Origin of the sequence: Lacibacter sediminis (assembly GCF_014168535.1) — a bacterium.
GTDB classification, from domain to species: domain Bacteria; phylum Bacteroidota; class Bacteroidia; order Chitinophagales; family Chitinophagaceae; genus Lacibacter; species Lacibacter sediminis.
In genome coordinates, this window is the sequence record NZ_CP060007.1 from 3,101,219 (window position 1) to 3,125,871 (window position 24,653).

At 40.8% G+C, this 24,653-nt stretch carries 20 protein-coding genes and 1 other RNA gene; 13 read left to right on the plus strand and 8 right to left on the minus strand.

Annotation, left to right across the window (positions count from 1 at the left end):
- Positions 1-291: 291 nt before the first annotated feature.
- From H4075_RS13165 to H4075_RS13180, 4 genes are all read left to right on the plus strand, one after another.
- Positions 292-2,217: a TonB-dependent receptor plug domain-containing protein gene (locus tag H4075_RS13165; RefSeq protein WP_182801302.1), complete on the plus strand. Its 1,926-nt coding sequence runs from the start codon at positions 292-294 to the stop codon at positions 2,215-2,217.
- Positions 2,218-2,346: 129 nt separating this feature from the next.
- Positions 2,347-3,900, plus strand: a complete 1,554-nt coding sequence (amaB, locus tag H4075_RS13170; RefSeq protein ID WP_255460189.1) for an L-piperidine-6-carboxylate dehydrogenase — start codon at positions 2,347-2,349, stop codon at positions 3,898-3,900.
- A gap of 170 nt (positions 3,901-4,070) precedes the next feature.
- Positions 4,071-5,768, plus strand: a complete 1,698-nt coding sequence (locus tag H4075_RS13175) for a S8 family peptidase (RefSeq protein WP_182801303.1) — start codon at positions 4,071-4,073, stop codon at positions 5,766-5,768.
- Between the two features lie 98 nt (positions 5,769-5,866).
- On the plus strand, positions 5,867-6,376 hold the full coding sequence (locus tag H4075_RS13180) for a DinB family protein (RefSeq protein ID WP_182801304.1): 510 nt from the start codon (positions 5,867-5,869) through the stop codon (positions 6,374-6,376).
- Positions 6,377-6,417: 41 nt separating this feature from the next.
- Here H4075_RS13180 and rnpB read toward each other — a convergent pair.
- Together rnpB and H4075_RS13190 are read right to left on the minus strand one after the other, a co-directional pair.
- Positions 6,418-6,782, minus strand: an RNA gene (gene rnpB, locus H4075_RS13185) — RNase P RNA component class A.
- Between the two features lie 148 nt (positions 6,783-6,930).
- Positions 6,931-7,347, minus strand: coding sequence for a BrxA/BrxB family bacilliredoxin (locus H4075_RS13190; RefSeq protein WP_182801305.1), 417 nt, complete (start codon positions 7,345-7,347; stop codon positions 6,931-6,933).
- Positions 7,348-7,552: 205 nt separating this feature from the next.
- On the opposite strand from H4075_RS13190, the gene H4075_RS13195 reads away from it, so the two are divergent.
- Together H4075_RS13195 and H4075_RS13200 are read left to right on the plus strand one after the other, a co-directional pair.
- Positions 7,553-7,984: an Hsp20/alpha crystallin family protein gene (locus H4075_RS13195; protein ID WP_255460190.1), complete on the plus strand. Its 432-nt coding sequence runs from the start codon at positions 7,553-7,555 to the stop codon at positions 7,982-7,984.
- Positions 7,985-8,105: 121 nt separating this feature from the next.
- Positions 8,106-9,359: a hypothetical protein gene (locus tag H4075_RS13200; RefSeq protein WP_182801306.1), complete on the plus strand. Its 1,254-nt coding sequence runs from the start codon at positions 8,106-8,108 to the stop codon at positions 9,357-9,359.
- 50 nt (positions 9,360-9,409) lie between these two features.
- On the opposite strand, the gene H4075_RS13205 is transcribed toward H4075_RS13200, so the two are convergent.
- Complete coding sequence (locus H4075_RS13205) at positions 9,410-9,862, minus strand: nuclear transport factor 2 family protein (protein WP_182801307.1); 453 nt, start codon at positions 9,860-9,862, stop codon at positions 9,410-9,412.
- A gap of 59 nt (positions 9,863-9,921) precedes the next feature.
- Here H4075_RS13205 and H4075_RS13210 point away from each other — a divergent pair, with 59 nt between their 5' ends.
- Positions 9,922-10,473: a T-complex 10 C-terminal domain-containing protein gene (locus H4075_RS13210; RefSeq protein WP_182801308.1), complete on the plus strand. Its 552-nt coding sequence runs from the start codon at positions 9,922-9,924 to the stop codon at positions 10,471-10,473.
- Positions 10,474-10,551: 78 nt separating this feature from the next.
- Here H4075_RS13210 and H4075_RS13215 read toward each other — a convergent pair whose 3' ends face one another.
- The 5 genes from H4075_RS13215 to thrS all read right to left on the minus strand — a co-directional run bounded on the left by H4075_RS13215 (position 10,552) and on the right by thrS (position 15,627).
- Positions 10,552-11,985: a type III PLP-dependent enzyme domain-containing protein gene (locus H4075_RS13215; protein WP_255460191.1), complete on the minus strand. Its 1,434-nt coding sequence runs from the start codon at positions 11,983-11,985 to the stop codon at positions 10,552-10,554.
- 167 nt (positions 11,986-12,152) lie between these two features.
- On the minus strand, positions 12,153-12,497 hold the full coding sequence (gene rplT / locus H4075_RS13220) for a 50S ribosomal protein L20 (RefSeq protein WP_182801309.1): 345 nt from the start codon (positions 12,495-12,497) through the stop codon (positions 12,153-12,155).
- Between the two features lie 44 nt (positions 12,498-12,541).
- On the minus strand, positions 12,542-12,739 hold the full coding sequence (rpmI, locus tag H4075_RS13225) for a 50S ribosomal protein L35 (RefSeq protein ID WP_182801310.1): 198 nt from the start codon (positions 12,737-12,739) through the stop codon (positions 12,542-12,544).
- Between the two features lie 293 nt (positions 12,740-13,032).
- Positions 13,033-13,611, minus strand: a complete 579-nt coding sequence (infC, locus tag H4075_RS13230; protein ID WP_182801311.1) for a translation initiation factor IF-3 — start codon at positions 13,609-13,611, stop codon at positions 13,033-13,035.
- A gap of 84 nt (positions 13,612-13,695) precedes the next feature.
- Positions 13,696-15,627, minus strand: coding sequence for a threonine--tRNA ligase (thrS, locus tag H4075_RS13235; protein ID WP_182801312.1), 1,932 nt, complete (start codon positions 15,625-15,627; stop codon positions 13,696-13,698).
- A 138-nt stretch (positions 15,628-15,765) separates the two neighbouring features.
- On the opposite strand from thrS, the gene H4075_RS13240 reads away from it, so the two are divergent.
- The 6 genes from H4075_RS13240 (at position 15,766) to H4075_RS13265 (ending at position 24,507) form a co-directional block, all read left to right on the plus strand.
- On the plus strand, positions 15,766-16,809 hold the full coding sequence (locus H4075_RS13240; RefSeq protein ID WP_182801313.1) for a hypothetical protein: 1,044 nt from the start codon (positions 15,766-15,768) through the stop codon (positions 16,807-16,809).
- A gap of 615 nt (positions 16,810-17,424) precedes the next feature.
- A complete protein-coding gene (locus H4075_RS13245) occupies positions 17,425-18,027 on the plus strand; it encodes a hypothetical protein (protein ID WP_182801314.1) in 603 nt (200 codons plus the stop codon).
- A gap of 169 nt (positions 18,028-18,196) precedes the next feature.
- Positions 18,197-18,616 carry a hypothetical protein gene (locus H4075_RS13250; RefSeq protein ID WP_182801315.1) on the plus strand — a complete coding sequence of 140 codons (420 nt, stop codon included), beginning with the start codon at positions 18,197-18,199 and terminating at the stop codon, positions 18,614-18,616.
- 128 nt (positions 18,617-18,744) lie between these two features.
- On the plus strand, positions 18,745-19,830 hold the full coding sequence (locus H4075_RS13255) for an efflux RND transporter periplasmic adaptor subunit (RefSeq protein ID WP_182801316.1): 1,086 nt from the start codon (positions 18,745-18,747) through the stop codon (positions 19,828-19,830).
- A gap of 26 nt (positions 19,831-19,856) precedes the next feature.
- Positions 19,857-23,102, plus strand: coding sequence for an efflux RND transporter permease subunit (locus H4075_RS13260; RefSeq protein ID WP_182801317.1), 3,246 nt, complete (start codon positions 19,857-19,859; stop codon positions 23,100-23,102).
- Complete coding sequence (locus H4075_RS13265; RefSeq protein ID WP_220494758.1) at positions 23,080-24,507, plus strand: TolC family protein; 1,428 nt, start codon at positions 23,080-23,082, stop codon at positions 24,505-24,507. The genes H4075_RS13260 and H4075_RS13265 overlap by 23 nt, the downstream gene beginning before the upstream one ends.
- The last annotated feature ends 146 nt before the right edge of the window (positions 24,508-24,653 follow it).

The following is a 24,653-nucleotide window of genomic DNA, read 5'->3' on the forward strand; positions in this document are numbered from 1 at the left end:
GCGTCATGTCGACGAAGGATACATCTCCGAAGAATTGTATTGAAATAATTTAATTAGAATCTCAATACTTAACTCTTCTGAATTTTAGAGATGTCTCCTTCGTCGACATGACGTGGTAAGAGTTAGATTAATTACATCAGAAAAACTTTTGCAGCTCTGATTATCCATTCAACCGATTGCACAAACTGACATTTACTAATAACACTCATTCATTAGTATTTTCATTGAGAAAAATCAGTCATTTACACTTCCACTACCTATATCTTTGCGACGATTATAAACTTAAAACGAATGAAACTGCTAAAACTCTCACTCTCGAGTCTTGCCCTCTTGAGTATGTTCTCCAACAGTAATGCACAACAAAAAGAAATTGAACTCGACCCTATTACTGTTACTGCTTCTTTAACTCCGGTTAGTGCTTCAAAGACCGGTCGAAACATTTTAATTATTAAAGGTGATGTACTGCAAAAACTTCCTGTGCAGTCAATTGATGAATTGCTGCGTTATGTACCGGGTGTGGAAGTGCAAAGCCGTGGACCAATGGGTGCGCAGGCTGATTTCACCATTCGTGGAGGTACGTTTCAACAGGTGTTGGTGATACTTGATGGCATTCGTTTGAATGATCCGTTAACAGGTCACTTCAGTTCTTATATCCCCATCTCTCCTGCCGAGATCGATCGTATTGAAGTGTTGAAAGGTGCATCTTCTGCGATCTATGGTACAGAAGCTGTTGGTGGTGTCATTCATATCATCAGTAAAACATTCGCTGCAAAGAAAAATACCAACGGACATAAGATCAATGCACAATTAACTGCTGGTGATTTTGGCTTATTCAATGCACAAGCTGGTGCATTTATTCATCAGAAGAATACAACTGCATCTGTTGGTGTGATCACGAATAATACAAAAGGGCAACAACTGCGTGGCACAAAAGGTTATTTCAACCTCACCACTATTTCTGCTTCTGTTAAACAAGCACTATCTGAAAACACAAGTGTTGCTTATCGCTTTGGCTATGATGATCGTGATTTTAACGCTCAGAATTTTTATACAACATTCTTAAGTGATACTGCGACAGAATCAGTGATCAGTCGTTGGCATCATCTCAAATTCATGCACAAAAAAAACAAGCATAGTTTTTCGTTTGATGCAGGTTATAAAGAAGCAAACGATGTGTATCGTTTCCGCAAAGCAGTTAGTGCAAACGTGAATAATTCATCGTTGTTTCAGGCACTGGCCTTACACGATTATAAAATCAATGATAACTCAACCATTACATCAGGTGTGCAATTTATCAGCCGTAAAATTGTTTCGAACGACAGAGGCAATCATGAAGTATCGAATGCAGGTGCATTTGTGGTGTTGAATCAAAAGATCGGAAAAGCATTGCAATTAAATCCTGCCTTGCGTGTTGACTGGAATGAGCGTGCCGGTTGGGAATTGATTCCACAGTTGAACGCTTCGTATCGTTACGAATCATTTTTATTCCGTGGAAGTGTTGGTCGTACAACAAGAGATGCCGATTTCACGGAACGTTTTAATAACTATCAGCGTAGCCCTGTTCCATCCGGTCAACGTATCGGAAATCCTGATCTGATCTCAGAAGCATCTTTGAGTTATGAAGTGGGTGCTGATTATTATCTCAACTCTTCATTAAAAATTTCAACCACCTGGTTCGAACGTTTCCAACAAAACCTGATCGATTACGTCTTCACGTCTTATGCAAATATGCCCCGCCAGGTAAATCTTGTTCCCGGTGGTAATTATTTTCTTGCAAATAATATCGACAAAGTAAATACTACAGGTATTGAAACCGATGTGCAGTACACGCACGAGTTTAGTGATAAGCATTCATTATCCGGTGGACTTGGTTTCGTATGGATGCGTAGCCGCAGCAGTGATACGATTCCTTCGCTTTATGTTTCAAACCATGCAAGAGAACTCATCAACTTTAATGTGATGTACCGTTATAAAAAAATTGCAGTGAGTACAAATGGTTTATTCAAAGCAAGAAGACCACAATCAATTGCAGCACCGTTCGTTCCAATCAGCGCCAATTATTTTATTTTGAATACACGTGTTGATCTCTTTTTGCTGAAAGACAAACTGGGTGTATTTGTACAGGCCGATAATATTTTCAACCGTCGTTACAGCGATCTGCTCGGCAGCATTATGCCAACACGTTGGGTAATGGGTGGAATAAAAGTGAATTTATAAATATCGCTTTAAAAACATCAAACTGTATATCCTCTCCCTGGAGGGGCCGCATGCGCTCAAAAAAAGAACAACCGAAAGGGGTGGGTGAAAACTCGCCCCTTCGTTTTATCCGAACTAATTTCTTGATATTTGCAGTCCATAAAAACGATTGATCGTATGCATGATTTTATTCAACAACTCGGCATCAAAGCACAGAATAGCGGCGTTTCAACAGGAATAAACTGGTTAACATCAAGCGGTGAAACAATTACTTCTTCTTCACCCGTTGATGGAAAAACAATCGCATCAGTTACTTCAGCCGATAAAGCAACGTATGAAACAGTGATTGCAAAAGCACAAGCAGCCTTTGCAGAGTGGCGCACATGGCCTGCACCTAAACGTGGTGAAATTGTTCGACAGATCGGTGAAGCATTGCGTGCAAAAAAAGAACCTCTCGGTCGATTGGTATCTTATGAAATGGGTAAAAGTTTACAGGAAGGTTATGGTGAAGTACAGGAAATGATCGACATCTGCGATTTTGCGGTCGGTCTCTCCCGCCAATTACATGGATTGACCATGCATAGCGAACGCCCATTGCATCGCATGTATGAGCAATGGCATCCGTTAGGTATTGTTGGCATTATCTCAGCATTCAATTTCCCCGTTGCAGTGTGGAGCTGGAACACCATGCTTGCATGGATCTGTGGAGATGTGTGCATTTGGAAACCATCAGAAAAAACACCTTTGTGCGGCATCGCCTGTCAACATATCGTTGCAGAAGTCTTTGCAAAAAATAATGTACCCGAAGGTGTGAGTTGTTTGATACAAGGTGGCAGAGAAATTGGTGAATGGATGAGTAACGATACTCGTGTCCCGTTGGTATCTGCAACAGGAAGTACTCGTATGGGCAAATCAGTTGGTGCAGCTGTAGGACAACGTTTAGGCAGAAGTTTATTAGAGCTAGGTGGTAACAATGCCATCATCATCAGTGAACATGCAGATCTTAACATTGCGATTCGTGGTGCCGTGTTTGGTGCTGTTGGAACGGCTGGTCAACGTTGCACTACTACCCGTCGCTTGATTATTCATGAATCGGTCTACGATACGGTTAAAGAAAAATTGGTTGCTGCTTACAAACAATTAAGCATTGGTGATCCGTTGAATGAAAGCTACCATGTTGGTCCATTGATCGATACTGATGCAGTAAACGCATATAGCAAAGCAATTGAACAATGTAAAGCCGAAGGCGGACATTTCATTGTGGAAGGCGGCGTTTTATCAGGTGCCGGTTATGAAAGCGGCTGTTATGTAAAACCATGCATAGCTGAAGCAAAATCAGGTTTCAAAATTGTTGAGCATGAAACCTTTGCCCCTATTCTTTATTTGTTGAAATATAAAACCATTGATGAAGCAATTGCTATTCAGAACGGCGTGCCGCAAGGTTTATCATCTTCCATCATGACCTTGAATATGCGTGAAGCGGAGCAGTTTTTATCAACTACCGGCAGCGATTGTGGAATTGCCAATGTAAATATCGGAACGAGCGGCGCTGAGATAGGCGGTGCCTTCGGTGGCGAAAAAGAAACCGGTGGCGGCAGGGAAAGTGGCAGCGATGCCTGGAAAAATTATATGCGCCGTCAAACCAACACGATCAACTATTCAACAAATCTGCCTCTGGCTCAGGGAATTAAGTTTGATATTTAAGTATCCCTTAACAGCCTTTGCCAATAGATTAAACGACTAATCAACAGCCGTCTGAAAAGCAATGAGGGCGGCTGTTTCACTCAAAAAATTCTGCAAAATGTGGGTAAACGGTATATTTATTTGCCCAACATGCCGCAACTTTACAAATCGTTTTAAAATAAGAAAGACATATGCAGTTAAACAAAGTGTTGCTTGTAACATCCGTATTCGCCCTCTCCTCGATCTGTGCCTTCTCCCAGGCTTCTGTAAAAGAAGATCAGTTTAAAGGCTGGCATCTCAAAAATCAATCTTCTGATGGATTTTATGGTATTAGTCTTGAACAGGCGCTTGAGTTTGTAAAAAACAAAAAAAGCACAACCGTTATTGTGGCGGTGATCGACAGTGGTATTGATACCTTACACGAAGATCTGAAGCCGGTATTGTGGCGTAACCCAAAAGAAATTCCCAACAACGGAATTGATGATGACAAGAATGGTTATGTAGATGATTACTATGGCTGGAATTTTCTTGGTGGTAAAGATGGCAAAAATGTAAAAGAAGATTCTTACGAAGCTGCACGTTTGTATCATGCACTCAAACCTAAATATGGTGGCACTGTTGATGAAAGCAAATTGTCAGCAATTGAAAAAGAAGAATACCGCATTTTCAAAAAAGCACAGGGAGATATTGAACATGGTTCAACTGAAGCACAAACACAAGTTGTATTTCTGAAAAGTTTGTACAACAAATCAACTGTTGCTGACAGCATATTGAAATTGAAATTCAAACCGGAATATACTGGTAACGATCTGGCAACATTTAAACCTGCCAATTCAAAAGAAGCCGATGCAAAATCAACCATGTTTGCATTGTTCAAAGGTTTTGAATTGATGGATGCCAACAACGACTTCATCATTAAAGAGTTTACCAGTTATTACCAGGGCCAGGAGAAAAAAGCTTCTGCTTCAACTAGCGCTCCTAAAGATTATCGTGGTGAAATAGTAAAAGATAATTATTACGATTTCAATGATCGTTTTTATGGCAACCCCGATGTTATGGCGAACACTCCCTTCCATGGAACACATGTAGCCGGCATCATTGCCGCTGCACGTAACAATGGTATTGGTGTCGATGGTGTAGCAAATGATGTACGCATCATGACTATCCGTGCCGTGCCTGATGGTGATGAGCACGATAAAGATATTGCACTTGCTATCCGTTATGCTGTTGATAATGGTGCGAAAATCATCAACATGAGTTTTGGTAAAAGTTTTTCCCCACAAAAGAAATGGGTTGATGACGCAGTTCGTTATGCACAAAGCAAAGGTGTACTATTAGTACATGCAGCAGGTAACGATGGTAAGAATGTAGACAGTTCTGAGAACTATCCTAACCCGAATATTGTTGAAACAAAAATGAAAGCTCCCAACTTTATTACTGTTGGTGCAAGCGGCGATCCCAAAACAGGTGGTCTTGCTGCAGACTTCAGTAACTATGGTAAAAAGGAAGTGGATGTATTTGCTCCGGGTGTAAAAATTTATTCAACTATTCCCGGTGGTAATACTTATGGATTTGCACAAGGAACAAGTATGGCGAGCCCTGTGGTAGCTGGTTTAGCAGCGTTCATTCTATCCTACTATCCTGATCTGTCACCGGAACAGGTGAAGTTTTGTATTGAAAAAGGTTCAGTTAATCCAAACATGCAGGTAACAAAACCCGGCAGTGAGGAGAAAGAAGATTTTGCAAACTTCAGTCGCACAGGTGGTTTATTAAATGCATACGAAGCAATTAAAGTTGCTGCAACATTAAAAGGTGAACGCAACACTACTGCTCCGGCAGCACCTAAACCGCAACCAAAACCAAAAGTTAAGAAATCGAAAAAAGGATAATACTTTGACTTTAAAACCCGCTTTTCAGCGGGTTTTCTTTTTATGTTTACAATATCTGAAGCAGTTTGCTGTTATGCATATTCCAAAACCTGATTATCATGTCACGACCAACCACTAACGACTACTCATCTTTTTATCACAACTATGTAATGAATGTGCAGGAAGATGATGTAAAGAAAGCTTTCGAAAATCAATTTGCAGTACTCGATTCTTTTCTTGCATCAATACCGGATTCAAAAGCTGATCATGCTTATGCTGAAGGTAAATGGACGGTGAAACAATTATTGCAGCACATGATCGATGCGGAACGCATCTTCACCCACCGTGCACTATGGTTTGCACGCCAGAGCCCCTCCCCACTTAGTGGTTTTGATGAAAATGAGTATGCGGCCATTGCGGATGTAAGCAAACGCACAATACAATCGTTGGCCGATGAGTTCAAAGCCGTTCGCAAAAGCAGCGAATTGCTGTACAATAGCTTCTCCTGGAAAGAATTAAATACCAGCGGTATGGCTAATAACAACTCCATTACCGTGAATGCAATTGGGTATGTAACACTCGGGCACTTTCTGCATCATAAACGCATCCTCGAAGAACGATACTTGTAAAAAAGGTCAGGCTTCCGTTGTAACGGAAGCCTGATGTTTTAAAATACTGTAAACCTGTAAGCCGGATTTTGTCGAGAGCTATCATTTATCTGTCCAACAACTTACGCTGAAGGATCAATCTGCCTACCCTCCGTCATCGAACGAGCCGTTCTCAGGCGACGGTATATGTGGCATTTCAGCACGTAAGGTTTACCCCGCTATAACATTGCTGTTATAACCCGTAGGCTCTTACCCTACGTTTTCACCTTTTCCCACCATAGCCTTGGCGTAGGTGGGTAGTTATTTTCTGTGGCACTTTCTGTTGCTCCGCCTGAGGCGGAACACCCGGCTCTTCACCGGTACGTTGCTCTATGCTGTCCGGACTTTCCTATCCCGCCGAAACGGGAACGATAGCTTAGTTTACAGTAACTGCAAAAATAAGATTTTGGGCTGAGGTATGTCCTACTTATTGCAGGATGGAACATTTTATCAATCGTTATAAGTATGACATACCTATCACCCAAAAAAATCCCCCAACAAAAGTTGAGGGATGCGATAAACATTCAATGTGTTAGCTAGTTGCAATGCTCTTCAAATGCACTGATAAGATTTTGTGCGATCATTTGCGCCGGACGACCTTCGATGTTGTGGCGTTCGATAATGTGAACCAACTGACCATCTTTAAATAATGCGATAGCCGGTGAACTTGGAGGATAAGGCAACAAATGCTCACGGATCTTTTTCACTGCATCAATATCAAAACCAGCGAAGCTGGTCAATAAATGATCAGGACGCTTCGTGCTGTTATGCACAGCCATCAACACACCTGGTCTTGCACTACCTGCCGCACAACCGCAAACTGAGTTAATAAAAACGAGACTTGTCCCTTTCTGCGTTAATGCACTGTCAACCGACTCTGCTGATAACAATTCATCAAAACCACCTTCAGTCATTTCCCCTTTCATGGGTAATACTATTTCTGCTGGATACATAATGTAATAGTTTAAATTTTATGCAAAGCTACAGGAATTGAAAATTCAATCAGTAAAAAAAGAAATTTTGACAGAACCATTGCAGGATAGTAGACTTTTTGTCGCATTTATATTCGTAAATCTGAAATGACGGCGCAAAAAAACCTGTTGGAATATGCTTTGATGATTCCATACCATTATTAAAAACAATTAAAACTTTAATACTATGACAATGGTAAAATTGCACAGCCCCGTTCAGAAAAACCTCAACAACTTCTTTGATGAGTTTTTCAATGAGTTACCTGCTTTTGGTAAAACAGTCAACAATCTTTTTTCTCCTGCAGTAAACATCGTTGAAACTTCTGATGCTTATCATCTTGAGCTAAATGCTCCGGGCCGCAATAAAGAAGACTTTCATGTTTCTGTAGACAAAGGTTTATTAACCATCAGCTACGAGAAAAAAGAAGAAGCGAAGAATGAAGATGCGAAAGTAGTTCGTCGTGAGTTCAGCTTCCAAAGCTTTAAACGCAGCTTTACAGTTGATGAGAAGATCAATGCAGAAGCTATCCAGGCGAAATACGAAAATGGTTTGTTGAAATTGTTACTGCCTAAGAAAGCAGAACAGCAACAACCTGTGAAAACGATCACTATTCAGTAATAGATTTCATATAGCTTGTTTTATAGCAGTTGGTTTTGGTTACCCCGTTGTTTTTACAACGGGGTTTTTGTTTCTGTTAACAAGTGTTTCAGCAGACATGATTATCTTCGCCACAATCGACATGAAAGCTCTATTAACCCTTCTTACCGGCCTGTTTATCCTGTTGAGCACCAAGGCACAGGATATTCCTGATTCTGTTCATGCAATTCCACCTGCAGTGGATACAACGTTGCGTATCCGCAACCTGAACCCTTATTTTACATTACATGTAGACAGCTCACTCAGTTATAAACTGGAGATCAACAAAGAGATCACTAATTATTATTGGTACCTTAAGAACTCACCTGTTGGTTTACGCATCAATAAAGACAACGGCCTGCTCACATTCAAAGCAGATAAAGCTTATTTTCTTTCCGGACGATTGAAGTATGACGTTGAATACAAAGTGCAGCTTGGCGTTCAAAATTTAAATAACCCGGTTGAAAAAGCTGATACAGTTTTTACGATCGTATTCTTTAACACAGAGATCATTCAATCGAAAATAAGACCATCGGTTTCATCAACAGTAACAGTTGACGAAGGTGATACTGCACGTTTTGTGTTGAACTGTGAGAACGGCAACTTCCCCATCGAATACATCAATTTTGAAAGCAGCATTCCGATAAAACCGGAAAACGCCATCACCAAATGCAAAGATGAATTTGTGTGGTGGATCCCGTATGATTTTGTGAAAGATAACGATAGCGGGAAAGTAAAAATATTTCGTTTGTTGTTTGTTGGCGCCGATAAATTCAGAAACAAGGATACGGCTACAGTACGCATTATTGTAAGGGATGCAATTAACTATCCGCTGAAAAAGCAGGAATATGATAAAGTTGTTACCGATTATAACCGATACATCCAGCAATTAAAATTCACTTTCCGCACGCTTGATAAAAAAATTAAACATACCCGCAACAAAAGAGTTGCTTTTGATATGACTTCGTCTTCCTCAGCTTTAGCAGGAACCATTCTGAGTACATCAAAAAATGAAGAACAGAAAAATGTAGGTCGTGTGTTGCCTGCGGTTGGTGTAACCCTCGTACCCGTAAAAGAAGCTGTTGCACCAAATAAAGTAAACGATCAGAACTCTGTTTCAGTGGTGCGTACAAGTATCAGGCGATTAGAATATATTCTGCAGGAGAACGGACTGGTGAGTGAAAAGGATCCCGACATCATTACCAAAACAACAAAGCTGAAAACCGATCTCAAACAAATTCAGTTACAGCTCATCGATGTACCGCTTGAAGAGATCAACATTGAAGACCCTAAAGATGCCAACAAATATTTCGATGATCCAAAAGTGAACAGGAAGTATCGAAACAAAAAGAAATAAATAAAGAAGCCGATGAACATTCATCGGCTTCTTTATTGTTTGTGTACATTTTATTTACAATCCGTCTTCCGTCTTGTATCGATCAGGTACTGCACCTTCCATACTCCATTGATCCGAACAAGTTGAAACGAGTTTACGCCGCAATGGCTGAAGGTTCCTTTCAAATAAAATTCATACGGCGTCCATACACTTGCCAACGCACCATCAATATGAACTGCTCCAAAACTTATACGTTCATCAGCATCACCTTTGTTTGATTTACCAACAAAAGATGCGAACTGACTGATGTTATCAGTACGTATCATCGTTGCCCCTTCTTTTGTACGACTGATGGTTTGCAACACAGCCCATTCAGAGAATACATTTTTCAATGCAACTGAGTCAGCATTTTTCATCGCTGCAAATAAATTGTTAACAACAGCCTTTACAGAATCTTCGGTGCTTTGAGCAGAAGCATATGCAGCAAGCAATATTGTTAAATAAAGCGTAAGAACACATTTCATACCCGTTGTTTTTGGCATTTGGCAAATAGTTTGAATTACAAGTATAAAACATACCTACTATGCTAAACTTAAAATTCTACAAATGGTCAATAGCCCTGATGATGATCGTAGCAACTACTTCAGCATCGGCTCAGATATTTCCGAAAGCAGGAGATATTTTCGGCAACCGTACAAACCGCCCCGTTGTAAGACAGGATGGTAGCCGTCAATGGCCCGACGGAACAATTCAGTATCCGGATGGAACAACACGTTACCCCGATGGCGCTGTGCGTTATCCTGATGGCCGCATGAGCTATCCACGTAACCAACGCAACAATGATTACGGATATAATAGCAACAACAACTGCAATCATCGCAATCTGCCTCCTGGCCAGGCCAAGAAGGTTTATGGTGGTCATGCAAAGGATTATGCGAAAGGAAGAGGCAAGGGTAACAAGAACGGCAATTGCAATCATCGCCACGATGATGACAGGGATTGGGACGACAGAAATGTAAGAACCTATCCGCAGCAATATCCACAGTATCCAAGTTATCCGCAACAACGATACCCAAACAACACACCGCAAAACGGTGGTAAAAGACCAAGTCGCACCAGCAACCCTAACTTATAATTAGTAAGTAGTAGCAATTGAAATAAAAAAGCCCCCCGATAAATACATCGGGGGGCTTTTGCTTTATCTGTTGTTTGATTAGTATCCCAATATCTTCAGCATACTTTGTGCCGTTTGTTCTTTTGCATACACCCAATCAACCAGTTTACCATTCTTGTCGTGCCCGACAATGATATGCTTCGGCGAAGGGATCATACAGTGCTTAATACCACCATAACCGCTGATCTGATCCTGGTAGGCACCAGTATGGAAGAAGCCGACATACAAAGGCTCAGCAGCACTGTCGCCATTTAATTTGGGCAGAAACACTTCATTGATATGCTCCTCTGAATCATAATAATCATGACTGTCGCAGGTAATGCCACCAAGCACCACACGCTGGTAATCATTATCCCATTTATTGATCGGCAACATCAGGAACTTTTCACCAATACCCCAGGTATCAGGCAACGTAGTAATGAATGATGAATCGATCATGTACCAGTTCTCACGGTCGTTCTGTGTTTTCTGTGCAAGCACAGAATAGATATGCGCCATGCTCTCTCCCACTGTAAAACTTCCGAACTCTGTATAAATATTTGGCATTGGTACACCGGCTTTCTTACAGGTCTTTTTGATTGTGGCTACAATTTCGTTGATCATGAATTGATAGTCGTACTCAAAACCAAGCGAGTGCTTAATCGGAAATCCGCCGCCGATATTGATTGAATCTAACTCAGGGCAGATCTTCTTCAACTGGCAATACAGGTTCACCACTTTATTCAACTCACTCCAGTAATAAATATCATCTTTAATTCCTTTGTTCAAAAAGATGTGCAGCATCTTCAACTGGAAACGGTCTTCATTTCCTTCGATCTTATCAACATAAAACTCGAGAATATCTCTTGCACGAATGCCAAGACGAGACGTATAGAAAGGAAAGTTCGGTTCTTCTTCTGCAGCTACACGAATACCTACTTTAAAAGGCACTTTCACTGTTTTCTTATACTGCTGTAATTCTTCCTTGTTATCCAGAATAGGTGTAACGTTTTTGAAACCGGTATTCAGCAATTTGGCGATACGTGTGATATAACTCTTTTGTTTATATCCGTTACAAATGATCTGTATATCCTTCGTGATCTTTTTCTTTTGATATAGCTTGTTGATGATTTCAATATCGTAAGCAAACGAAGTTTCAAGATGCACTTCATTTTTTAATGTTTCTTCCACTACAAAAGAGAAGTGACTGCTCTTGGTACAATAGCAATAAAAATATTTGCCTTCGTACCTGTGCTTTTTAAAAGCGGTATCGAACATCTTCTTCGCCTTTTTGATCTGCATACCGATCTTTGGCAGATAAGTCAGCTTCATGGGCGTACCATACTTATCGATCAGGGCCTTGAGATCAAGATGGTTAAACTGCAGGTAACCGTTTTGTAAATGAAAATCTTCTTGCGGGAAGTTAAATGTTTGATGCACCAGGTCGGTGTACGTTTGGTTGGTCAGTTGATAACTACGTGGGTCGTTTGTCACCTTTAAAATTTTGCACAAACTTATTGTAAAAATAAATGCTGGGGGATGAAGATTTTTGAGAGCTACGAAGACAAGGAGAAGAAGCCCTCAGTTATGAGCCGTTATTAGCTGGCGAAAACAAAAAGCCCCAACATTTCTGTCGGGGCTTCGTATAAATCAGTTGATGATTATTTTACTGATGCAACCAGTTGCTTAAAGCTTTCCGGTTCGTTCATCGCTAAGTCAGCAAGGATCTTACGGTCAAGATCAATGTTTTTTGCTTTCAGCTTGTTGATGAATACAGAGTAAGTCAATCCTTCTTCTCTTACTGCTGCGTTGATACGTGCGATCCAAAGTGCACGGTATTCACGCTTCTTGAGTTTACGACCAACATAACTGTAGGTCATACCTTTTTCAACTACGTTTTTGGCAACGGTATAAACGTTTTTACGTTTGCCATAAAAGCCTTTGGCTTGTTTGAGAATTCTTTTGCGGCGCTGCTTCGATGCAACTGCGTTTACTGAACGGGGCATATCTTAATGTTTTTAAATTATAAATTAGTGTTTACAGCTGCATCTTATTTAAGACGCAATAAACGTTTTACAAAATGTACATGAGATTGTGCTACTTCTCCGTCCATACGCATGTTACGCTTACGTTTCTTTGATTTCTTTGTGAGGATGTGACGTTTGAAACTCTTCTGATGCATGATCTTACCGGTGCCGGTTACTTTAAACCTTTTTTTGGCACTTGAGTTCGTTTTTACCTTTGGCATTTGAATGCTCTTTAAGAATGATACCCTGCTGGCGGCTCTGCACAGGCAGAACACTTAGGGGGCCGTTTGGGCAATACCGGCTGTTTTCAGCCTCCCGATTTGGGAGCGCAAATGTAGGAAATAACTGCTTAAAAGAAGGGATTGGGGGTAGTTTTTTTGTGGTTGCTCGCAAAGAACGCAAAGTTGCAAAGACGCAAAGGCAGCTTGTTCCTTGTCCCTTGTGCCTTGTTCCTTTCTTCTTGTGCCTTATTACTCAATGAAAAAACCGCCTATTTCGAAGGCGGTTTCTGCTATTATTCAGCGTTTTCTTTCTTTTTCTTCGCCGTTCTTGGCGCAATGATCATCAGCATCCGCTTTCCTTCCAGTTTTGGAAATCCTTCAACCTGGCCCGCATCTTTCAGGCGCTCTGCAAATTTCAGCAGCACCAGCTCTCCTCTTTCCTTAAACTGGATGGCACGACCCTTAAATTGTACATAAGCCTTCACCTTATTGCCTTCTTTGAGGAAGTTTTCGGCGTGCTTTGCTTTAAAATCAAAGTCGTGGTCGTCCGTATTTGGTGTAAAACGAATTTCTTTCAGTTCAGCCGACTTACTCTTCGACTTCATTTCCTTTTCCTTCTTCTTCTTCTCGTAAAGGAATTTATTGTAGTCGATTGCTTTACAAACAGGCGGAACCGCCTGCGGAGAGATCTCCACCAGGTCTAAACCTAAGTCTTGTGCAATTTGTAATGCTTTCTGAGTTGGGTAAACGCCCACCTCAATATTATCACCAACCAGGCGTACTTCCGGTACACGGATCATGTGGTTGATGCGATGTTCTGGCTCTTTACGGGGAATAAAACGTCCCCTCGGAGGTCTTTGTGGAAATGCCATATTAATTCTGCTTCCATACCCCTTTCAGGAAGCAACTGTTCATTTGTGTTTATAATTCTCTTCAGGGGCAGAAGAGAAATAAAATTATTCTGATTTTCTTTCTTTGATCTCAAGTGTGGCAGCAGCAATAAATTCATCTGCATCAAACACACCTGCATCACCTTTACCTTGTTTACGAACCGCTACTTTTCCTTCGTTCACCTCTTTCTCACCCACCACCAGCATATAAGGAACTCTTGCCAGCTCGGTATCCCTGATCTTCTTTCCTATTTTTTCGCTGCGGTCGTCAATCTCAGCACGAATATCTGCTTTTTTCAGTTTATTCAACAGGGTTTTTGCATAATCCATGAACTTATCACTGATCGGCAGAATTTTCACCTGCAAAGGTGCCAGCCATAACGGGAATTTGCCCGCATAATGCTCCAGCAAAAAGCCAATGAAACGTTCGTGGGTACCAAGCGGTGCACGGTGAATGATCAATGGCACTTCCGGTTGGTTGCTTTGATTGGTGAACGACAGTTTGAATTTGTTACCGCTGTTGAAATCGACCTGGTTGGTGGCCAATGTAAACTCACGGCCAATAATGCTCCAGATCTGTACATCGATCTTCGGTCCATAGAATGCCGCTTCATCCTGCACTTCAATGAAGGGAATATTTGATTCGATGAGCACTCTGCGTACCATCGCTTCTGTTTCCTGCCACAGTTCGGGTTCGTTCACATATTTCTGACCCAGCTTAGCAGGATCATGCAAACTCAGACGCATCACATATTTATCTACGCCAAATATCTTGAAATACTTCAGGTACATATCATTCACCGCACGGAACTCATCGGCAAACTGATCACGGTTGCAATAGATATGCGCATCGTTCATGTGCAAACAACGTACACGCATCAAACCAAACAACTCCCCACTCTGCTCATAACGGTAACAGGTACCGTATTCGGCAATGCGGTACGGAAGATCTTTATAGCTCTTTGGCTCAGCATCAAATATTTTATGATGATGCGGACAGTTCATCGCCTTGAGATAATATTTCTCGCCATCCATTTCCATTGGAGGAAACATACTATCTGCATAATACGGCAAGTGACCACTGGTGAGGTACATGCTTTCTTTTGCGATATGCGGCGTAACCACACGCTTGTAACCTGCTGCTCCTTCGGTTTCTTTTGCCAGTTTTTCCAGCTCTTCGATAATGATGGTTCCGTTGGGCATCCATAAAGGCAAACCCTGACCCACATCATCATCCATGGTGTAGATACCCAGTTCCTTACCCAACTTACGGTGATCCCTTTTCTTTGCTTCTTCCAGCATCGCCAGGTATTCATCCAGTTCTTTTTGTGACGGGAAGGTTACACCATACACACGTGTAAGCTGTTTATTTTTTTCATCGCCTTTCCAATAGGCACCGGCAATAGAAGTTAATTTGATTGCTTTGATAAAACCGGTGTGCGGAATATGTGGCCCACGACACAGATCGGTAAACTCACCTTGAGAATACAAGGTAATACCACCATCTTCAAGGTTCTGCAACAGATCGAGTTTATATTCATCGCCCTTTTCAGAAAAATAAGCAACGGCATCCTGTTTGGAAATTTCTTTGCGCTGGTAAGGACTGTTCTTCTTCGCCAGTTCATTCATCTTCTTTTCCAGTATCCCCAGGTCTTCCTCGTTCATCTTCTTATCGCCTAAGTCCATATCATAATAAAACCCTTTCTCCAAAGCCGGACCTACCCAGAATTTCACACCCGGGAATAAGCTTTCAACAGCTTCCGCCATTAAATGGGCGCTGCTATGCCAAAACGTGTTCTTTCCTTCAGCATCATCCCACGTCAACAGTTTCAAAGAAGAATCGTTGTTAATGGGGCGTGTGAGATCCCACACCTGTCCGTTAACATTTGCGGCCAACACTTTTCTTGCTAATCCTTCGCTGATTGATTTGGCGATGTCGAGGGCTGATGCACCTTGCTCATACTCCCTTACTGCGCCATCGGGAAAACTGATCTTCATGAACTTCGTTTGATTTTTTAGGTGGACAAAGGTAACGAATCATTGCTGAAGGAAAATTAACAAAGCCTTTCGCCTGCCCTTTTTTTTCAAATGTGTAATTTGCGGAAGTATTGAACAGAACTTACATTCAAGAAACACATGAAGAAGATTCTTTTACTGGCTTTCCTATTTTGTTCTGCAAACCTGTTTGCCCAAAAATACAGTGGACAATGGAGCGGCAGCTTTGATGCCAAAGGCGAACCCGGAGGATCACGCACGGAGTATTTCCTGGAACTTGAAGTAAACGGCACAAAAGTAGAAGGAACCTCTACCACCTACTTCATTATTGAAGGCAAACGTTTTTATACCATCTGCGCCATTGAAGGCAATCTCGATCCACGCAGCAAAACCATTACTGCCAAAGAAGTAAAACGTGTAAAGGCGAATACACCCCAATGGTTCAAAGATTGTTTCCAGGTGCACACACTCACTTATTTTAAGAAAGGCGATACTGAAGAACTGGAAGGGAACTGGAAAGGTGCACGTGATGAAGATAAATGCGGCATGGGCACAACGGTGCTTTCACGTAAGCAATTGGTGAAAAACATCATCACTACACCGCCGGCGCAAAATAATAATACCGTACGTACCAATCCGAAGCCTGCTCCGGCACAACAAAAGCCAACAACAAAACCAACCACTCCGCCAAAAGAGAAACCGGAAGTTGTAAAAACACAACCGAAGAAAGAAACGCCTGTTACAACAGGTCCGGCAATTACGAAAGTGGACAATCAAACAGAAACAAAAACAAACGCTGAAGTAAAAGCAAATATTCCTGCACCTAAACTGCCGAATGGTTTAGAGAAACGTGAAAGCAAAGTGTTTGAAACAATACCCATTGAAGAAGAAGAGATCACCGTGAATTTGTATGATAATGCAGAGATCGATGGAGATATTATTACGGTGTTATTCAATGGTGAAGTTGTTGTATCGCAAAAAACACTGAGCGATAAACCCATTGTTGTAAAACTGAAAGCAATACGTGGACGAGATAATACACTCACCATGTATGCAGAAAACCAAGGACGCATACCACCCAACACCGCTATTATGCGTGTGCAAAACGGCGAACAATACCACAAAGTATTTTTAAGTGCCGATGATAAGAAGAATGGCAGCGTGGTGTTTCGGTTTAAGAGTTGATGCGATAATAAAAATAATTCAAGCCACTACTTTTGCAGTGGCTTTTTGTTTTTAGCATAATTATTTATCTATAATACTTTAACAACTCAAGTAAAAAGAAAAGTAAAAAAATAATGCAAGATTTAGAAAAACAACTTGACGAGGGTCTTGACTGGATTATACACCAATTGACAAAAGGGAATACAATAAAGGGGCTTAAAAATAACAAGATATATTTTGAATTTGAACAAGTCAAAGAGTGGAAATTGAAATATGGGTTTCAATTTCAAATTTATTCAAATGACCATTTTATCGATAACAAGCCGCATTTTCATCTTGTAAAAAAAAAGTAGCGATATTGATTGTAGAATATTCTTTGATGGAACTATTTATGATTGTAAAGGAAAAGGGCAGCTAGACCGTAGAGCAAAGGAAGCGATTGACTATTTCTTAGAAAATCCCGAAAATCAAGATATTCTCAAGAAGCTTTGGAATAATAAAAATCCTAATTTACTTGTTTAAATCGAGAAGCATTTTCTTACAAGTTGGTGCCTCCACCAACCGAAATAAATTCACAACTTTTAGTTGGTGAAGGCAGCAACCACTAACCAAAAAGTAGAATAGGAAACAACAATTATGCATCAAAATGAAACAAAAGCAGCCAAAAGAATACTTGTCACGAGTAAGAGCATTCTCCTGATAACAATACCTGTTTCAGCATTAACAATTTTCAGCATTTGGTTTTGGGGACTTGGCGAGCACAGAACATTATTTGAAAATTCTATTTTGTCAACAAGCATTCTATCGATTGCTTTTTTCTTATTCCTGACTATTGGCCTATACAAAGGAATTAAACTAAAAGATGACCTTGGAAAAATTACAGACAAAATAAAAATTGACAATATACCCGACCTATCCGGCATGGAATTGTCAGGTGACATGCTTGACGCTGACGAAGGAATTGCAGGTATTATCTTCGGAATTATTGCCTGGCTTTTGTTTTCGATATTTCTTATAGTTTTTATTTGGTTTTTCAGTGCAATTGTTTGGGCCATGATATTAGCATTTGCTGCTATGCTATACTGGATATTTTTCAGGGCATTACGACTTGTTTTCAAAAATTCAAATAAATGCAAAGGGAAGCTAATGAGCAGTATGCTTTACGGATTGGGTTATACAGTCCTTTACAACTTTTGGATCTATGGCATTATGTTGACAACACATTATTTGATAAAGTGACCGCATGCATGTAAAGTCACCTTTCAGGTGAACAGACATAGTGCCCTCCCCTAACGCCCGTTATCATGTTAATTTTTTCTACTTTTTTAAGATGTAGCGATCTGTTTGTACTTTCGCCAACTGAATGCAGGGAAAAAGCACGAACATAAAATTCACCAACCAACTTTATTTGTCAGTAAAGGCAGCGTTTAAATACTGTCTGTTCCTGCTTTTTGTATTCGCCTTTTCGTTGCAACAGTTTTCTGCATTTGCTTACACACAACTGGCAGCAAACACAACAAAAGAAAACGGTTCCCATCTTCATTCACAACGCATCTTTTCGAACGCACAGCTTTCATATCATCTGCCCTTCCAGCCAAACCCGCTGGAATGGGAAATGGAATTTGTTGAAGAAGATGATGAACACAACAACAGAAAGATCTCCGTTGATGATTACAGGACCCAGTTTAGTAAGACGCATTCATCAGATGAATTAGCATATGCTACCGGTTTAAAAAGCCGTTACCTGCAACTGACATCCTCTGTCAGCAAGCGGCCATCCATTCCTTTTTTTATTCTCTACCATTCCTGGAAGAGCCACCTCTCTTAAATTTTCGGTAACAGCCAAACGTTTGCAGTATATGGATCATTCCATATAGCCATCATTGCATTGGAGCATTCATATATGCTTAATGAATGTTCTGTTTTATTTATTTACCAATCTTAAAACGAAATTTAATGAAGAGGATATTTATTCTCGCCATTGTGGCAACTGTATTTATTTTTTCATCCTGCAAACACAAAACGGAAGAAAAAGAAGCAGAAACAAAATTCTTAGTCACCAGCCCTATTGAACGTGATACGATCGTTTACAAAGAATATGTTGGTCAGGTTCAGTCTTCGAGTCATATTGAAATACGTTCGCAGGAAAGAGGTTATCTCGAAAAGATCTTTGTAGATGAGGGACAGTTTGTAAAGAAAGGTACCCTGCTGTTCAAGATCATGCCCATTATTTACCAGGCAGAAGTAGCAAAAGCAAAAGCCGAAATGGAGTTTGCTGAAATTGAATACAAGAACACCAAAAGTCTTTCCGATAACAATGTTGTATCGCCCAATGAACTTGCGCTTGCCAAAGCAAAGCTGGATAAAGCAAAAGCAGAGCTGGCCTTAGCACAGGCACATTTAGGTTTTACAGAAATACGTGCACCGTTTGATGGTATCATGGATCGTTTTCAGAAACGTTTAGGAAGCCTCATCGACGAAGGCGAATTGCTCACTACACTTTCTGACAACAGCAGGATGTGGGTATACTTTAATGTACCTGAAGCCGAATACCTCGACTATATTCAGAAAGCAAAATCAGCAAGCGCACAAAAAGTGCAACTGCAAATGGCCAACAAAGAATTGTTTGAGTTACCTGGTGTTGTTGAAACCATTGAAGCTGATTTTAATAATGAAACAGGCAACATCGCTTTCAGAGCAACATTCCAAAATCCAAAAGGAATTCTTCGCCACGGTGAAACAGGAAACATTATGATGCCTGTTAATCTAAAAAATGCTGTACTCATTCCGCAAAAAGCAACCTTCGATGTGCTGGATAAAAAGTTTGTGTACATCGTTGATGAAAACAATGTACTGAAGGCAAGACAGATCACCATCGCACAGGAATTACCACACTTATATATCGTTGCTTCGGGGCTTAGGGCAACAGATAAAATTCTTGCAGAAGGTTTAGGTAAGGTGAAGAACAACGAGAAGATCACCTATGATTTTGTTCCTTTTGCAAAAGAATTAGCTGAGTTAAACAATTTACACGCCGAGTAAGGCAGGAACCAAAAAACTATATTACAATGTTTAACAAGTTTATAAAAAGACCGGTTCTTGCTATTGCCTTATCTGTCGTGATCGTTTTCATGGGATTGTTGGCAATTAAAACATCACCGGTTGCACAGTTTCCGGAAATAGCTCCACCAAGGGTAAACATCTTTATTGAGTTTCCCGGATCGAATGCAGACGTATTGGTGAAATCAACACTTACAATCCTCGAACGTGCAATCAATGGTGTACAGGGTATGCAATATATTTTGAGTGATGCTACCAGTGCAAGTGAAGCAACCATTGAAGTAATCTTTGAACCGGGCACCGATCCAACTCTTGCGGCAGTAAGAGTAAAATCAAGGGTTGACCAGGTGATGACCAACTTACCTCCGTTGGTACAACGTGAAGGTGTGATCATCTCTCCGTTACAACCAAGTATGTTGATGTACCTGAACCTGTACAGCAAGGAAAAAAATGTGGATGAAAAATTTCTATTCAACTATGCCAATACGTATATCCTTCCCGAACTGCAACGGATTAAAGGGATGGGCTTTGCACAGGCAATCGGAAGTCGTTCGTTTGCCATACGTGTATGGCTGAATCCGGAACGAATGAGAGCTTACAGTATTTCTGCTGATGAAGTATTGAAAGCAATTGATGAGCAAAGTGTATTGGCAAGACCCGGACGGGTTGGTTTGAGTTCCGGAAAAACGGCGCAATCGCAGGAATATGTGTTTACCTACAAAGGCTGGTACAATACACCTGAGCAATACCAGGATATCATTATCAAAGCCAATTCCAATGGCGAATTACTAAAGCTGAAAGATATTGCTGAAGTTGAAGTTGGAAGTGAATTTGTTGATATCTACTCAAACAAAGACGGGCATCCTTCAGCATCACTTGTACTCAAGCAAAATCCCGGCAGTAATGCGAGTATTGTAATTGAAGAAGTAAAAGCAAAACTGCAGGAATTAAAAAAAGATTTTCCTCCAGGTATTGATTACGAGATCAACTACGATGTATCAAAATTTGTGGACGCATCAATTGAGAAAGTATTGCACACACTGGTTGAAGCATTTATTCTGGTAGCCATTGTGGTGTTTATTTTCCTTGGCGATTGGCGATCTACATTCATCCCCATTCTTGCAGTACCAGTATCACTCATCGGTGCATTTACCTTAATGAAGTTCTTTGGGCTAAGTATCAACCTCATCACCTTATTTGCATTAGTACTTGCCATTGGTGTGGTGGTGGATGATGCCATTGTGGTAGTGGAAGCGGTGCATGTGAAGATGGAAGAAGAAAACCTCTCTCCTTTCGCTGCAGTGAAGAAAGTGATACGGGAGATCAGTGGTGCCATCATTGCCATCACATTAGTAATGATCTCGGTATTTGTTCCTGTTGCATTTATGACGGGACCTGTTGGTGTTCTCTATCGCCAGTTTTCATTGACAATGGCAAGTGCCATTTTCATTTCCGGTTTTGTAGCGCTTACACTTACACCTGTGTTATGTGCCATCTTACTGAAGAACACGCACGGTAAACCAAAAAGGAAAACGCCGATCAGTATGTTTCTCGATTGGTTTAACAGAACCTTCGAACGTGTTACCGGTAAGTACACCAAATTCCTTACGCTGATCGTAAACAGAAGAGTGATTACGTTCGGAGTTTTAATTGCATTTGCGTTTGGTATAGCTGGTGTAAACAAAGTGTTACCTGCAGGATTTATTCCCAGTGAAGACCAGGGACAGATCTATGCCATCATTCAAACACCACCAGGTACAACGCTTGAACGTACCAATGAAATATCAAGAAAGCTTCAGTTCATTGCCAGGAAGATCGAAGGCGTTGCATCAGTTACTTCGCTTGCAGGTTATGAAATTCTTACTGAAGGACGTGGATCAAATGCAGGTACTTGTTTGATCAATTTAAAAGATTGGTCGGAACGAAAGCAATCTGTAAAAGAAGTGATCGAAGAGTTGGAAAAAGAATCCAAAGACCTTCCGGCCAACATCGAATATTTTGAACCACCTGCTGTTCCGGGTTATGGTACATCGGATGGTTTCTCCTTGCGTTTATTAGATAAAGGCAGTGATGTAGATTACCAGGAATTCGACCGTGTGAATGCAGAGTTTTTAGCAGAACTGAAAAAAAGAAAAGAGCTGAATGGATTATTTTCTTTTTACTCAGCGAAGTATCCGCAATATGAAATTATAGTTGATAATGAATTAGCGATGCAGAAAGGTGTTTCTGTTGGTGATGCAATGGAAAACCTCAACATCATGATCGGCAGTACTTACGAGCAGGGCTTTATCCGTTTCAATAACTATTACAAAGTGTATACGCAAGCCGGTCCTGAATTCAGGAAGCAGCCATCAGACATTCTCAACATGTTTATTAAGAATGATCATGGTGAAATGGTTCCCTACTCTGCTTTCATGAAAATAAAAAAGACACAGGGGCCAAATGAAATTGCACGTTATAACTTATACATCTCCTCTTTAATTAATGGTATACCTGCTAAGGGTTATTCATCAGGCGATGCCATCAGAGCCATTAAAGAAGTAGCTGCACAAAAATTACCACGTGGTTATGACATTGCATGGGAAGGTCTTTCGTATGATGAAGCAAGAAGAGGAAACGAAGCGTTGTATTTATTCCTTGTCGTACTCTTCTTTGTGTATTTGATTCTGGCTGCACAATATGAAAGTTTTCTGTTGCCGTTTGCAGTGTTGCTTTCTCTTCCGCCGGGTATATTCGGTTCGTTCCTGTTGTTAAAAAGTATGGGCTTAGCGAATGATGTGTATGCACAGGTTGGGCTGATCATGTTGGTTGGTTTGCTTGGAAAGAATGCAGTGTTGATCGTTGAGTTTGCTGTGCAGAAACACAACAAAGGCGCTACTGTTCTGGATGCAGCCATTGAAGGTGCAAAAGCCCGTTTCCGTCCCATCTTAATGACCTCGTTTGCATTTATTGCGGGTTTGATTCCTTTGGTACTTGCTACAGGACCAGGTGCTGTTGGTAACCATACCATTGGTGCATCTGCATTGGGTGGTATGTTGTTCGGAACAGTTTTCGGTGTCATCATTGTACCGGGTCTTTACTTCATATTCGGTAAACTGTCTGAAGGCAGACATCTCATTAGAGATGAAGATGAAAATCCGTTGAGTGAAGATTTTGTTGAAGGTGGCTCTGATGCTGCGTTGAGCAAACGAATCAAAAAAATTATCAAACGAATCAGAAATAAAAAAGAAGATGAAAATGAAAATAACAGCTAAACATCTTGCACTATTTATCTGCATCGTATGGCTTGGTGCCTGTAAAGTTCCTGCTGTGAGCAGTAAACAGGAAAACAAGCATACTCCTGCGGCTTACAGTAACTCACAGGATACAACCAACTCGGCACAGATAAAATGGAAACAATATTTTACCGATCCAAACCTTCTTGCATTGATCGATACAGCGCTCATTAATAACCAGGAGTTGAATATCACGCTGCGTGAAATTGAAATGAGTAAGAATGAGATCATGGCGAGGAAGGGAGAATACCTGCCCTTCCTTCATTTGAAAGGCGGCGCAGCAGCTGAAAGAGCAGGTAAATACACTTGGGATGGCTTATCTGAAGAAGACTGGAAAACAAGACCCGAAAAGGGGCATCCGTACGTTGGTGATTTTATGATCGGCACTTATTTTACATGGGAGCTGGATGTGTGGAAGAAATTACGTACTGCAAAAAAAGCAGCGGTGGTAAAGTATTTATCAACCATTGAAGGAAAAAACTTTATGGTCACGAATATCATTGCTGAAATAGCCAGCTCTTATTATGAGTTGATGGCACTTGATAATCTGCTGGCTATTATTCAACAGAATATTGAGCTGCAAAGCAATGCCCTGCAGGTGGTGAAACTGGAGAAAGATGCAGCGAAGGTTACACAGTTAGCAGTTAACAGGTTTGAAGCTCAATTGCTCAATACAAAAAATCTGCAATACGAAATTCAACAGAAGATCATTGAAACAGAGAATAGGATCAATTTTTTGGCGGGACGTTTTCCGCAACCTGTTGTACGCAACTCTGCAGCATTTAATAACCTTGTACTTGATCCGATCTTTGCAGGCATTCCATCTCAACTGCTATCCTATCGTCCGGATATTCGGCAAGCTGAATTAGAACTTGCAGCAGCAAAATTAGATGTGCAGGTAGCGAAAGCGAATTTCTATCCTTCATTCAGTCTTACAGCCGGTGTTGGCTTGCAGGCATTCAATCCGGTGTATTTGATCACACCAGAATCGATACTGTATAATTTAGCTGGCGACCTGGTTGCACCACTCATTAATAAGAATGCAATTAAAACCACTTACTTTAACGCCAATGAAAAGCAGATACAGGCTGTTTACAATTATGAGCGTTCTATTTTAAATGCGCATATTGAAGTGGTGAATCAGCTTTCAAGAATGGATAATTTCACGAAGAGCTATGAAACAAAAGCGAAGGAAGTGGACATCCTCACTCAGTCGATCACTATTTCAAACAACCTGTTCCGTTCCGCAAGGGCAGATTATATAGAAGTACTGTTAACACAACGTGAAGCATTGGAATCGAAAATTGATCTGATCGAGATCAAGCTGAAACAACTTGATGCCAAAGTAAATATTTACAAAGCGTTGGGCGGCGGTTGGAACTGATACTTAGTTAAATCAAGGCTTCATCAAAAATATAATTTGATGAAGCCTTGATTATTTAAAGACAAGCAATCAAAAGAGAGCTGGAATTGCGAAAGTTATATAACGACTGCAACTAAGAACTGACTTTTGGCATGAGGTGAATAATT